The organism is Polyangium jinanense, assembly GCF_028435265.1.
GTDB classification, from domain to species: Bacteria; Myxococcota_A; Polyangia; order Polyangiales; family Polyangiaceae; genus Polyangium; species Polyangium jinanense.
On record NZ_JAGTJK010000075.1, the window covers coordinates 1 to 13,090 of the forward strand.

The 13,090-nt window shown below is 67.7% G+C and carries 11 protein-coding genes; 3 read left to right on the forward strand and 8 right to left on the reverse strand.

The window, feature by feature from the left end; translation table 11 throughout:
* The first annotated feature begins 485 nt into the window (after nt 1-485).
* From KEG38_RS50170 to KEG38_RS50180, 3 genes are all read left to right on the forward strand, one after another.
* Nucleotides 486-3,209 (forward strand): hypothetical protein, encoded by a 2,724-nt coding sequence (locus tag KEG38_RS50170; protein WP_272428035.1) that lies wholly within the window; start codon nt 486-488, stop codon nt 3,207-3,209.
* Between the two features lie 661 nt (nt 3,210-3,870).
* Nucleotides 3,871-4,572 (forward strand): SDR family oxidoreductase, encoded by a 702-nt coding sequence (locus tag KEG38_RS50175; protein ID WP_272428036.1) that lies wholly within the window; start codon nt 3,871-3,873, stop codon nt 4,570-4,572.
* Nucleotides 4,573-4,577: 5 nt separating this feature from the next.
* Entirely contained in the window at nt 4,578-5,987 is a 1,410-nt protein-coding gene (locus KEG38_RS50180; RefSeq protein ID WP_272428037.1) for an MFS transporter, read from the forward strand.
* Between the two features lie 72 nt (nt 5,988-6,059).
* Here the strand turns inward: KEG38_RS50180 and KEG38_RS50185 are convergent, their stop codons facing one another.
* The 8 genes from KEG38_RS50185 to KEG38_RS50220 form a co-directional block, all read right to left on the reverse strand.
* Entirely contained in the window at nt 6,060-6,638 is a 579-nt protein-coding gene (locus tag KEG38_RS50185) for a Tll0287-like domain-containing protein (RefSeq protein ID WP_272428038.1), read from the reverse strand.
* Nucleotides 6,635-6,907 (reverse strand): DUF6755 family protein, encoded by a 273-nt coding sequence (locus tag KEG38_RS50190; protein WP_272428039.1) that lies wholly within the window; start codon nt 6,905-6,907, stop codon nt 6,635-6,637. Before KEG38_RS50190 ends, KEG38_RS50185 begins: the two co-directional genes overlap by 4 nt.
* Nucleotides 6,907-7,422, reverse strand: coding sequence for a QcrA and Rieske domain-containing protein (locus KEG38_RS50195; RefSeq protein ID WP_272428040.1), 516 nt, complete (start codon nt 7,420-7,422; stop codon nt 6,907-6,909). Before KEG38_RS50195 ends, KEG38_RS50190 begins: the two co-directional genes overlap by 1 nt.
* A complete protein-coding gene (locus KEG38_RS50200; protein ID WP_272428041.1) occupies nt 7,422-8,045 on the reverse strand; it encodes a 4Fe-4S dicluster domain-containing protein in 624 nt (207 codons plus the stop codon). The genes KEG38_RS50195 and KEG38_RS50200 overlap by 1 nt, the downstream gene beginning before the upstream one ends.
* Nucleotides 8,042-10,285, reverse strand: a complete 2,244-nt coding sequence (locus tag KEG38_RS50205) for a molybdopterin oxidoreductase family protein (RefSeq protein ID WP_272428042.1) — start codon at nt 10,283-10,285, stop codon at nt 8,042-8,044. Before KEG38_RS50205 ends, KEG38_RS50200 begins: the two co-directional genes overlap by 4 nt.
* Nucleotides 10,285-11,361: a hypothetical protein gene (locus tag KEG38_RS50210; RefSeq protein WP_272428043.1), complete on the reverse strand. Its 1,077-nt coding sequence runs from the start codon at nt 11,359-11,361 to the stop codon at nt 10,285-10,287. Before KEG38_RS50210 ends, KEG38_RS50205 begins: the two co-directional genes overlap by 1 nt.
* A gap of 327 nt (nt 11,362-11,688) precedes the next feature.
* Nucleotides 11,689-12,171 (reverse strand): hypothetical protein, encoded by a 483-nt coding sequence (locus KEG38_RS50215; RefSeq protein WP_272428044.1) that lies wholly within the window; start codon nt 12,169-12,171, stop codon nt 11,689-11,691.
* A gap of 232 nt (nt 12,172-12,403) precedes the next feature.
* A complete protein-coding gene (locus KEG38_RS50220) occupies nt 12,404-13,075 on the reverse strand; it encodes a DUF4347 domain-containing protein (RefSeq protein ID WP_308215669.1) in 672 nt (223 codons plus the stop codon).
* Nucleotides 13,076-13,090: the final 15 nt, after the last annotated feature.

A 13,090-nucleotide genomic window follows, 5' to 3' on the forward strand; every position in this document is an offset into this window, starting at 1 on the left:
CGGGACAAAAGAGCTAGGACATCGAGCGGTTGCAAACCGCTCGATGTCCTAGCGGTGACAAGCAGGCCGGAGGAGCGAGCATTTGCCGTCCGTTTCCGTGGGATCCGCCGCGGTCATGATGGGCCCGCGCCGAGGTCGATGCGTGGCGAGTTCGGGGGAAGATCAGCGCGGTGCCGGACCTCGACGCCGGCCGCCTTGACGCCAGCCGCGAGCGCATCGAGCAACGCTCCTCGGCGAGCGTCGCGAGGCTCGACGCGAGGGGCTCGCGTCAAGAACGGACGGAGCGAAATGGAGGCCCGTGTGACAAACCTGTTGTCGAGGACGTCCCGTGGACGATAGGCTTCTTAGCTATGTTACCGTTTTTCCCATCATTCTTCGGTCAGAGAGGCAGGCGACCGTCGCTGAGCCTCCTCTCTTCTCTTTCCACCCTCGTACCCCTCACCCTCGGCGCCGCGCTCCTCTCGTCGTGCGCCGACCGGCCCGGGATGGCGGACGCGCCTGCCGCGGCCGACCGCGGGCCGGGGCTCTCGCTGCCCGGCGCCGAGCCCAGAACGCCCGCCGACCCCCTCTACCTGACCGTGGGGGCCGAGATCGGCCTCGACGCGCCGGTCCTAGGAGACGTCGACGGCGTGAAGCAAGCCCCGGCGATCGCTTACGGCGACGGGCAGTACCTCGTCGTATGGGAGGACTCGCGGGAGGCTTTCGCGGGGGAGGGCACCATCAACGTCCCCCTCTACGCCGCGCGCGTGGCGCTGGACGGGACGCCGCTCGATTCGCCGGCCTTCCGCATCGGCCGGGGGAGCAAGCCGGCCGTCGCCTCCGACGGCTCGGGCTTCCTCGTGACCTTCGCGGGCGCTCCCGGCGCCGCCTGCAACCAGTGCGGCGTCCGCCTGGACGCGAGTGGCGCGATCCTCGACGCCACCCCCCTCACGATCGCCGCGACAGGCTGGCTCGGCTCCCCGCCGGCCCTCGCCTGGAACGGCGCCGCCTATCAGGCTGTGTGGCCCTGCACCAACAACAGCCACATCTGCGCCGCGCAGATCACGCCGGCCGGCGTCGTCGGGCCCATGGTCACGGTGCCCATCAAGCTCAACCCCTACCCTGCCCGCCCCCTCCGCCCCCTGCGCGTGGCCTCCGACGGCACGGGCTCCCTGGTGCTCGGCTGGAGCCAAGGATTCGAGCTCAGCGCCATCCGCCTCGACGCGCAGGGCGCGCCCGTCGAGGCAGCGCCGTTCCCCGTCGGCCCGATCAGCTCCAATTCGTACACCGACGACCTCGCCCTCACCTTCGATGGGATCAGCTATGTGGCAGCCTGGTCGAATGAGGACTTCGCGCAGAACGTCAGCGTTGTCTCCGCCGCCCGCGTCACGAGCGCCGGGGCCGTGCTCGACCCTGGCGGGATCGTCCTCGATATGCTGTCGCCGGGGGAGCCGGGCACCCATCTCGCCATCGCCTCCGACGGCGGCGTCACCACCGTGTTCTGGCGGGTGTGGACGGAAACGGACGATTTCACCCCGATGCGCGCCGCGCGGCTGAGCTCGGGGGGGGTCCCCCTCGACGCCGCTCCGCTCGACGTCGGGAAAGGGCGGGATCTCGCGGCGGCGGCCAGCGGCGGCGAGGCGCTGCTGATCTTCGCGGACGGGCTGTTCGACTACGAGCTCATCCACACGAACCTGCGCGCGAGGCGCGTCGCGGCGGACGGCACGCTGCCGGCGCCGCCGAGCCGCGTCGCCACCGGCACGAACGGGCAGCAAGGACCCGCGCTCGCCTTCGACGGGACGAATTACTTCGCCGTCTGGACTGACACGCGCGCGGGCGGGATGGGCGGCGTGTTCGGCGCGCGGGTCGCGCCGGACGGCCAGATCCTCGATCCCAATGGCATCGAGGTCGTGCCTGGCATTCCGAGCGAGCCTGGCGATACGGGCTTGTACCGGTATGCGTACCGCGTCGGCTTCGACGGGACGAATTTCATCGTGTTGTCGGAGACGACCGATTACCACCCTCAAGGGTGCGGCGGCTGGTCCACCGTCACCCGGGTGAGCCCGGGGGGAGCGGTGCTCGGTGAAGTCGGCCTGTTCGGGGTCGCTTGCACGACGTTCAAGATGGCGAACAGTCCTGCCGGCTCGTTATTCATCGCTTTCGACGAGTACGTTTCCTTCACCACGGTCGCGGCGTTCCTGAATGACCAGGGCGTGGTGAGCGGACCGTTCACCATCGATCTCCCGGACGTCTACTCCGTTCCCGTGGCGTTCTCGTTCGACGGCACGAATCACCTCGCGACGTACGGAATGGGGAGCAGCCTCGGCGGGGCGCGGATGAGCCCCACGGGCACGCTGGTGGACACGGCGCTCTTCCCCATCGCATCGTCCGCCGCGCCTCTGGTCGAGCACCCGGTGGCGGCCGTCTTCGACGGGCAGAACCACGTGGTGGTGTGGGTCTCGAAGGATGGCGGCGGCGCCCACGTCCTGCGCGGCGCGCGCGTCAGCCCCGCCGGGACCGTGCTCGATCCGGACGGGTTCGTGATCGCGCCGATCGTGAATGGGTGCGGCGACTCCGAGCCGAAGGCTTTCCCCTCGGCTGCATTCGACGGGCAGCGCATCGTGGTGACCTGGCGCGAGCGCGAGGCCACGGCAGCGGGGTGCGAGGTGGCGCTGCGCGGCGTGGAGATGAGCCCCGCGGGCATGGTCGAGCCGGTGTTCACGGTGGCGCCTCCGGGGTTGGACACCCGCCCGACGGGGCTGGCCTCGGACGGCACGGGCAAGACGCTGGCGCTCTACAGCCGGTTCATGCTGGGCGCGCCGTTCGACAGCTACCGAGTTCGTGGCCGCATCCTCGGTGAAATGGGTGGCAGCGGCGGCGCGGGCGGCGCTGGTGGTAGCGGCGGCGATGGCGGCAGCGGCGGCGCGGGCGGCAGCGGCGGCGCAGGCGGCGCAGGCGGCGCGGGCGGCAGCGGCGGCGGTGGCGGCAGCGGCGGCGCGGGCGGCAGCGGCGGCGGTGGCGGCAGCGGCGGCCCAGGCAGCGCAAGCGGCAGCAGCGCAAGCGGCAGCGGCGGCGCGGGCGGCGGCGGTCACGGCCATGGTTGCAGCTTCCGCGCGGCTGGCGACTCCGCCGGAGACGCGTCCCTCCTCGGCCTCGCCTTTGCTGGCCTACTCGCCCTCCGGCGCCGCTCCGTCTCCAGCCGAGCGCACTCCGAGCGCCGTATCGACTGATTGCATCTCTCCCGCAGTCCCACATCCGCGAGCTCGGGCAGCTTGTGCAGCCTCGCGACGTCGATCTTCGGCAGCTCTTCCTGGATCTGGCGGAGCATGGGGTTGGCGCCCGGGAAGGGTCAACCCGTTCGTGAGCCCCAAGCGTTCGTGCGGCGGAAGGGTCGACCGGTTCGCGAGCCCGAAACGTTCGTGCGGCGGAAGGGTCGACCGGTTCGCGATCCCGAAACGTTCGTGCGGCGGAAGGGTTGACCGGTTCACGGGCCCGAAACGTTCGTGCGGCGGAAGGGTCGATCGGTTCACGGGCCCGAAACGTTCGTGCGGCGGAAGGGTCGATCGGTGCGCGCGCCCCAACAAGAGCGCCCCGCCGCAGCAGCCCGAGGCTGCTGCGGCGGGAGCGGGAAGGGAGGTCACTCCGGGATCGGGGTACCCGGGAGCGGGCAGTCCGCATGGTTTGCCGCGTCGAGCTCGCTCGCGAGCTCGAGCATGGGCCGGACTGTCTGAAGGAAGGCCGTCGAGCCGCCGACGCAGCGGGTCCGGGTTGACAGAGACGCATGATGACAATAATATGATGATCATCATATGTTGGCGCCTACCTGTGGACGTCGGCGCCACGCCTCGTGCTGTCAAAAGTAAGAAACGCAACCATCACGCGGAAGTAACCATGAACATCCAGAACGCGACCGTCTTCATCACCGGCGCCAACCGCGGTATCGGCTTGGCCTTCGCGAAGGCCGTCCTCGAGCGCGGGGCGCGCAAGGTCTACGCCGCCGCGCGTAACCCCTCGAGCATCGAGCTCGCAGGCGTGACGCCCGTGAAGCTGGACGTGACCTCGCCCGAGGACGTGAGCGCCGCGGCTGCGGCCGCGACCGACACCACACTCGTCATCAACAACGCTGGCATCGCCACGTTCGGTAGCTTCAACACCCCCGAGGCCGAGACCGTGTTGCGCCGCCACCTGGAGACCAACCTTTTCGGCGTGCTCCGCGTCAGCCAGGCGTTCGCGCCCGTGCTTTCGCGCAACGGCGGCGGCGCCTTGCTCAACGTGGCCTCCGTCGCAAGCTGGCTCTCGAGCCCGACCCTGGCCAACTACGCCGTGTCGAAAGCCGCGCTGTGGAGCTTGAGCAACGCACTACGCAACGACCTGCGCCCGCAGGGCACCCAGGTGCTGACGCTGCACATGGGCTTCGTCGACACCGACCTGGCCCACGGCATCAGCGCGCCCAAGGCCACTCCCGAGGACATCGTCGCCCGCGCCCTCGATGCGCTGGAAGCTGGCGAAAGCGAGGTGCTCGCCGATGAACGCACCCGCGAGGTCAAGCGCAACCTGAGCGCAGAGCCCGCCATCTACCTGGTCCCGCGGTGACACCCATGGTCGCCACGGCAACCACCACCGACGCTGCCCCCGACGCTGCCCCCGACGCCCCGTGGCGCGTGTTCTGGATCGCGAGCGTCGCCGCATTCCTCGTGTCGCTCGACACGACGATGCTGTTCTCCGCGTTCGACGCGCTACGCCACAGCTTCGGCCACGCCACGGCGGCGGAGCTGTCATGGGTGCTCAATGCGTACACCGTCGTGTACGCCGCAATGCTGATTCCCGCGGGAGGGCTCGCGGATACGCATGGGCGCAAGCGCGTGTTTTTGGTCGGCGTCGCGTTGTTCCTCGCTGCGTCGGCGGCGTGCGGGCTTTCTTCCAGCGTCTCGCTCCTGGTGGCCGCCCGCGTCGTCCAGGCCGTTGGCGCGGCGCTGCTGACGCCGGCTTCGCTCTCGATCGTCATCGCGGCCTTTCCCTCCGAACGGCGTGCGATCGTCGTGAGCCTCTGGGGCGCCGTGGGTGGCCTCGCCGCGGCCGTCGGGCCGAGCCTCGGCAGCTTCATCACCGACGTGGCGGGTTGGCCGTGGGCCTTCTACATCAATCTCCCGCTGGGCGCGCTCGCGCTCTGGCGTGGTGCCGCGCGCCTCGACGAATCCGCCCCGAGCCTTTCGCGAAGGCGCGTGGATGGCGTGGGTATGGCGCTGCTGATGCTGTGCGTAGGCGCGCTCGCGCTGGCCATCGTCGAGACCGAGTCTCCATCACGCACGCGCGGAGAGCTCGCGGCCATCGCCGTCACGGGCGTCGCGGCCGGCGCGGCCTTCATTGCGTGGTCGCGGCACAGCCGTGCGCCGCTCGTGGATCTCGCGCTCTTCGAGAATCGGACCTACCGCCACGTCAACGCAGCGACGTTTGCCTTCGGCGCTGCGTTTTCGATGATGTTTCTCGGCTTCTTTTTCTACATGCGCGGCATCTGGGGCTACTCGCTGCCGCTGGCCGGCGTGGCCGTGACGCCGGGGCCGCTTTTGGTCGTCCCGACGGCCATCTTCTGTGGTCGTCAGGCTGCACGCCTCGGCCACCGCCGCTTCCTCGTCGGCGGCTCGTTGCTGTACGCCGCGAGCAGCCTGTGGTTCATGCTCGTACCGGGGCCGCAGCCGAACTACGTACTGCATTGGCTGCCAGGATTGTTGATGAGCGGCGCGGCCGTGGGCCTGGTGTTGCCGTCCCTCTCCGCCGCGGCCGTGAGCCGATTGCCCCCGGCGCATTACGCGGTGGGAAGCGCGGTGAACCAAGCGACACGGCAGATCGGCTCGGTGCTCGGCGTCGCGATCGCGGTCACGCTGCTCGGTCACGCGGCGCTCGCGCGGGCGGACTTCAACCGACTTTACGGTCTGCACATCGTGCTCGCACTGATCACCGGGCTTCTGTGCTTGGGCGTCGATACCCGGCCAGCCGCGCGAGGGACGTGACCCTTACGGGGTCAGCATGATCGGCGTCTTCGCTTCCGCTCGTCAGCGATTCGATCTACGCCTGCTCTGCGCTCACTCGTCGATCCGGACCCGGATCACGATGCCGCCGATGACGTCGCCGACCCGGAAATCCTTCCGCAGACTGTCCGGGTGATCGTTGTGGCACTTGACGCAAGCCTCGACGACGCCCTTGTCGGGGTAATACGCGGAAAAATACTTCTTACCGCCGAGCGTCTCCTCGGTGTAATGGCTCTTCCCCGTCTCGGCGACCCGCCGGAGGCCGACCTTTTCGCTCTCCGTGCGCGGACCGTTCTGCTTGTTGATCGGCCACTGCGAGAGGAGCGCATAGCTGAAGAGCGCGTCCTTGGACTGGCTGATCGTCTCGGCGCTCATGCGGAGCATCTGCGCGGGCAAGGGCAGCACCTTCTCCTCGCGGAAATGTTCCTTGGCCTCCATGATCCGCTCTTGATACTGAAGCCGGTCGACGACCTCCCTCGTGTAGGCCTCGCGATTGGCGGAGATCGCCGCGAAGAGCGCGTCGGTCATCTCCTGCGGCGTGAGCTTGCCGTCGCCACGCCCGCCGCCGCACCCCGAAGAGGCGAGCACGGACAGACCCAGCAAAAGACAGGTGACCTTTTTGATCCGCTTCACGACGCGCCTACCCTCCGATCTCTCCGCGGAGACGAGGCGCGCCGTCGCTCCTCCTGCCGCCTGCGATCGAAGGAGAGCGCGTGCCGGCAGAGCAGCGCATTGACGAGGGCGAGGACGCAGGAAGCGACGAACGCGGCCTGGGGCGTCACGACGTCGTTGCTGTAGAGGGCCTCGAGCGAGGCCGCGACGAGCCATAGCTGGATGGCGGAGAGGATGCCGATCATCGCGTTGACGCCCGAGAAAAGCGTCGAACCCTGGCCGGAGAGCACTAGCTGTCCCTCCCGACGGCGAAGACATCGTCGCCGCGCTGCTCGATCCATACCCGAGGCAGGCGCCGCAAAGGCGGGCCTCCGACGGGACGGCCGTCGTTCACGTCGAAGCGCCCTCGGTGGCACGGGCAAAGGAACTCGTCCTCTCGCGGCTGGTGCACGACGGCGCAGGAGAGGTGCGTGCAGACCTGCGAATACGCGCGCAAGGACCCACTCTGCGTGCGCACGAGGATACAAGGGTCCTCGTCCGTCGGATATCGGAAGAGCATGGAGCCGCCCGTCGGGAGATCGGAGGCCTTGCCGATCCGCGCCTCCTCGCCTATCTGCGCCGGTTTTCGCACCCAGCGGGCGACGGCGGCGATGGCCCCGTTGACGAGGACGAGCAGCGCCGAGCCGATGGTCAGCGATTTCGCGAATTCGCGCCGCGCGACATATCGATCGTCCAGCGTGCCGATGGGAAAATCCTCACGCCAGCGCTCTTGCCCGCCCTCGCTCGTGTCGTCGTTTTCCGCCATCAGCCGTCCTCCGAAAGCAGCGCCGCCACGTCGTCCGGCTCGGCCACCTTCGGCCGGCCGCCGAGCTCGATGAGATCCACGTGCACGCGGTCTCGCCCGCGCGGCACGACGACAGAAACCTTGGTCCGGACCTCCTCGCCCTCGCCGAAGACCCAATGGTTCAATGCGGAGCCACGCCGCGTCCGCTCGAATTCGTCGATCGTCATGTACGACAGCGCCTGCGAAGGACAAACCGTCGCGCACATCGGCTTCTTGCCGATGCTGGTGCGGTCGTAGCAGAGATCGCATTTCATCATCTGATCGATCTCGGCGAAATACTTCGGCACGCCGAAGGGACAGGCGAGCACGCAATTCGAGCAGCCGATGCAACGAGGCGCGAGCGCGCTTTGCACGACGCCGTCCGGGGTCTTCTTGATGGCGTCGGCGGGGCAGACGCGCGCGCAGATCGGGTCCTCGCAGTGCATGCACACCTGCGGCGCCGTCTGCACGCTGTCGCGGCGGCGGATGGTCTCGAGGTGGATCATCGCCTGCCCCTTGTGGGTATCGCACTCCTCGCAGGCCTGCACGCAAGCCTGGCAGCCGATGCAACGTGCGTAATCGATGAAGAGCACTCGCTCGCTCAACGCGCCCCCTCTCGGGATGTGGGGCGCAGGCCGCCGTCGGGCGACCCGGAGCCCCGAGCGTCGATCTGGTCCGAAGCGCGGCGCACGCGGACGGCGCAGATCTTGTATTCCGGGATCTTCGAGACGGGATCGAGCGCGGGGATCGTGCACCTGTTCGCCGCGCGTTCGTCCGGCCAGTGATAAGGAACGAACACCGTATCGGGTCGGATGGTGTTCACGATCATGGCGCGCACGACCAGCGAGCCGCGCCGGCTCTCGACCTCGACTGGCTCGCCGTCCGAGACGCCGAGCTTCTGCGCGAGCCGCGGGTGCATCTCGCAATACGGGTCGGGGGTCTGCCGGACGAGGCCGCCGATCCGCCGCGTCTGGTTGCCGGAGAGGTAATGGGCGACGACGCGGCCCGTCGTGAGCACGATCGGGTACTCCTCGTCCGGCTCCTCGGCCGCGGGCCTCCACTCGACGGGCTGGAAATGCGCCTTCTTGTCTGCATGCCCGAAGATGCCGCCCTCGTAGAGCCTCGGTGTGCCAGGGTGGTCCTCCGACGGGCACGGCCAGAACACGCCGTGGTTCTTCTCGATTTTTTCGTACGTGATGCCCGCGTAATCGGCGATGCCGCCCTTCGAAGCGACGCGGAGCTCCTCGAAGATCTCCTGCGGCGAACCATATCGGAACTTCTCGCCGTGCCCGAGGCGCTCGGCCAGGCCGCAGAGGATCCGCCAGTCCTGCCGCGCCTCGCCCGGCGGATCGACGACCTTCTTGTGCAGGATGACGCGCCCCTCGACGTTCGTCGTCGTGCCTGTGTCCTCCTCCATGAGCGAGCCCGGCAGGAGGACGTCGGCGTGGCGCGTGGTCTCGGACATGAAGAAATCGACCGCGCCGAAAAACTCGAGTTTTTCCAGCGCTTCGCGGATGAATCCCTGGTTCGGCAGCGAGACCATGGGGTTGAAGCAGAGCGAGAAGAGGCCCTTGATCTTGCCGGCGTGGATGGCCTCGAAGATCTCCATCGCGGAGATGCCCTTGCCCGGCAAGGTCTTTTCGTCGATGCCCCAGACGGATGCGATGTGCTTGCGGTGCTCGGGGTTCTCGATGTCGCGCGCGCCAGGGAGCTGATCGCATTTCTGCCCTTGCTCCCGTCCGCCCTGGCCATTGCCTTGGCCGGTGATCATCGCGTACCCCGAGCCCTCCTTGCCGATCCTACCCGTGGCGACGCAGAGGTGGATCGCCGCCATGCAATTGTCGACGCCCTTGGAGTGGTGCTCGATGCCGCGCGCATGGAGCAAAAAACTCGACTTTGCCGGTCCCCAGAGTTCCGCCGCGCGGACGATGAGCTTGGGAGGGATCCCCGCGATCTTCCCGGCATACTCGGGCGTGTACTTCGCGACGATCCGTTCGAGCTCGGAAAACCCGGTCGTGTGCTCGGCGATGAAGGCTCGGTCGATCCACCCGCGCTCGATCATCACGTGGAGCATCCCGTTGAAGACGCCGATGTCGCCACCCGACCGGACGGGGATGTAGAGATCGGCCGTGCGCGCGATGGGCGTCATGCGCGGGTCGAGCACGATGATCTTCGCGCCGTTCTCCCGCGCCCGCCAGAGGTAATCCGTCGTGATGGGCGCGCACTCGGCGACGTTCGCCCCGGCGATGAGGATGACCTCGGCCTTGGGGATGTCGCTCCATGGGTTCGCCGCGCGATCGATGCCGAGGACCTTTTTCGACGCCGCCGCCGCAGAGACCATGCAGAGCCGGCCGTTGTAATCGACATTCGCCGTGCGCAGCACCGTACGCGCGAACTTGCCGACGAGATACGCCTTCTCGTTCGTCAGCGACGCGCCCCCGAGCACGGCGACCGAATCCGCGCCATGCGCCTCTTGCACGCGCCGGAGCGACTGCGCGACGCGGTCGAGCGCCTCGCTCCACCCGATCGGCGCGAAACCCCTGCCCTCGGCGCGCACGAGCGGTGTCTGCAGCCGATCCGGGTGCTCGTCCTGCATGTATCGCTTGACGCCCTTGGGGCAGAGTTTTCCTTGATTGAACGGAAACTCCTCCCAGGGCTCGAAGCCGACGATCTTCTCGTCCTTGACCTTGAGCTTGATCCCGCATTGCTGCCCGCAGAAGCAGCAGTGCGTCTCGACGACACGATCCGGCTCGCCCACCGCGGAGAAACCGCCGGGCGGCAGGCCGTGCGGGTGCGGGCCGAACTCGTCGATGAGCCGCTCCCTCGCGATCGGCAGCTTCGCCATCAAGCCTCCTCGCGGGCGTTCGGGCGCCGCGCGTCTCGCCAGAGCCCGTCCTGGAGCAAGGCGAGGTTTTTCCTGCGACACGGCGGACAGACGTCCTGGTAATGCCTGCCCGCGCGGAGCGCGTACCGAATCCCCACCTCCGCCTGTACGCGCTTCAGATCCGCGATCTGCATCGCGGATGCGAACGGACTCCCACAACGCACGCACGTGGCCTGCTCCCCCGCCGCCGCGACCTCGCGATACACGTGAATGCCGAGCTGCGTCGGCCGCTGCACGAGATGAAACAGCTTGCCGAAAGGCACGTACAAGAGCAGAAGCACGACGGTCACGGCGTGCACTTGCGAGAGGGAATCGTACTTGTAGCCGTTCATGAACTGCGTCGACACCGTGAGGAGCAGCCCCGTCGCGGAGACCGCGAAGAGCAGGACGAGCGGCACGAGATCCGCCGCGCCGTCCTGCAGGGCGAGCACACCACGATCGCGCCCGCGCCGATAGAGCGCGAGCATGACTCCGACGATCACGAGCCCTGCCGAGCCGACGAGCGCGTTGAACAGGAGCGACGCGAGCGGGCTGTCGAGGCTCGTCCGGAACACACGCACGCCGAAGACGAACGCCTCGTACACATCCTGTGAGTCCCGTGCCGTCTCGAAACGAATCCAGCCAAAAGAGAGCGGGAACGTGATCGCGAACGAGAGGAGGCACCCCCACATGAGGCAAAGGTGCGAGGCCCAGCGTACCGGGGAACGGCGGTAGACGAAGCGCTGCGAGCCGACGGTCCGGAAAGCGCCGCGAAGGAGAGTGGCCCAGCGAGAGAGGATCTTCCCCGGTGTGAAGAGGAGCGAGAGGGTCTGTCGGAAGTAGCGGTACGTCGGCGGACGCCCGAGCCACGTGGCGTATCGGTAACCGAGCGCGAAGGCGGCAAACACGGCCGCTCCCGCGTAAGGCACGAGCGCGGTGTCGAAGTCCTTGAACCTGCGACTTCCGACGTAGATGCCCAGCACGACGAGCGTCGCGGCAGAGAACCCAACGAACGCCGCTCGGCGCCCCTCGCGCGATGCAGGCAGGTCTGCGCTCACAGCGGCATCCTAGTCGAAGGGTGTGGCTCAAGGGAAGAGGGAAGAGGATGCGAGAGCTGCGACACAGGCCTCGTCGGGGGGCGTCAGAATGCGGACGCGCGTTGGCTGTTCGTCCGGGCCCGAGAAATCCTCGACGAGACGGAGTGCGGGGACTCGCTGGAACGTGAACCTGAGGCGCGTTCGAGGAGGCGCGCATGGCCGCGTGGACCAACAGGGTTCGTCGGCGCATCGAGCTCGGCGACGTCCCGCGTCGCATGGGGAGGCTCGAGGCCACTCGACGCGCTCCTGTCCCGCGACGTTCGCTCCTCGCGCCTTGTTGGCGACGGGTCACCCCGCGGACGACTCCAGGATCTCGTACTCGAACCATCCCTCCGCTGTGAGTTCGCGGAATTCCGGGATCCAGAGCCATAGGCGCTGAGGCCCAAACTCACAGGGAAGTGCGTCAAGCTGCTCTCCGAGGCACGCTCGCCTCGGATTTGGGTTTCTTTGGCGTGGTGGCCCTTCGCACACGACGTGAAGCAGGAACTCGATGGTGCGTCGGCGATCATGGCCCTTCGTTACGCGCAGGGTCACGAGCTCTGGCGAAAAACCGTGCTCATGTCCCCAGAAACAGGCGTCAAGGGGCAACGCCGAGCCCATGATGCTGAGGCGGCCATCAGCCTTGTCGACGATGACGCCGCATGAACCAACAAATCCTACCGGGAAGAACCAGTAGGTTTGCCGGTCGATGGTCGCGTCGTTGAGCCAGATAGCGCCCCGCTCCGCAGCATAGACTCGAGCGATTCGTTGAGCTTCCTCGAGCGTGATCACGGGAAGGAGGATACAGTTAAGTATTGATCCAACGAATGCACGGGCGACCACCGGGGACGGGCAAACCTCTGACGGGTTGCTCGACGCTGGAGCTCAATGACACGGAACCTCCCACCTTGGGCTGTCATCTGGAAGGATTGCGTAGCACTTCCAAGGACCAAAGGGGATTCCGACACAGTTCGTGCGGAACCCATCGCGGCTTTCCGGGGTGTGACGAAACCCGAGGCACGGATCACCACTCGTCCGGCCAATCAACTCGCAGGCACGTCACGGTATTCGGCTCGGTTGCCGACGACGTGAGCGCCCCGATCGCGCGCTCCCCTTCCATCCGTACCCCTTCCCGAGGGCTCCACGTCGCCGATTCCCCCGGCCGGAGCGAATGCGTCCCACTTTGCCAGAAACCGATGACGTACGTATGTCCGGCCACCCGACACCCGAGCCTCGCTGCGAGCTGCCCGGCGAACGCACGCCCGCTCTGACCGCCGAATGCGCTGCAGCAACGCAGCCAAAACCGTGCCTCTGGCCCGGTGAGATGTTCCCGCAATCGGTCGATCGCCGCCGCCATGGCGTGGTCGCTCCCAAGGGACGCATGATCGAGTCGACTCCGACCGAGGGCCATGTACCCCCACGCCCCGTGCCCCCAGAACTGGATCGACCCGATCGAGCGATTGCGTGACTCCGCCATGGAAGCCGCCCACGCGAGGGCCTCCTCCCAGCTTCGTGCGCCAAGCGTGGCGTCCGCTGCACGCAGCAAGCGATGCATCCACGTTCCCATCCACCAGATCGGCGACAGGCCCATCGAGCGCGGCGCGGCTCCTTCGGCAATGGCGCCCCGAACATGGGCGCGTGGCGTGTCGGTCGCATCGAAAACAACGAGTTTCAGGGGAGATTGATGCTTGATCATGCTGAAAAGGTGGTC

Bases quoted from the DNA above. Each gene is read 5' to 3' on its own strand.
- KEG38_RS50195 (WP_272428040.1), bottom strand. From the start codon at position 7,422: ATGGCGGAAAACGACGACACGAGCGAGGGCGGGCAAGAGCGCTGGCGT.
- KEG38_RS50205 (WP_272428042.1), bottom strand. From the start codon at position 10,285: ATGGCGAAGCTGCCGATCGCGAGGGAGCGGCTCATCGACGAGTTCGGC.
- KEG38_RS50220 (WP_308215669.1), bottom strand. From the start codon at position 13,075: ATGATCAAGCATCAATCTCCCCTGAAACTCGTTGTTTTCGATGCGACC.
- KEG38_RS50175 (WP_272428036.1), top strand. From the start codon at position 3,871: ATGAACATCCAGAACGCGACCGTCTTCATCACCGGCGCCAACCGCGGT.
- KEG38_RS50170 (WP_272428035.1), top strand. From the start codon at position 486: ATGGCGGACGCGCCTGCCGCGGCCGACCGCGGGCCGGGGCTCTCGCTG.
- KEG38_RS50180 (WP_272428037.1), top strand. From the start codon at position 4,578: ATGGTCGCCACGGCAACCACCACCGACGCTGCCCCCGACGCTGCCCCC.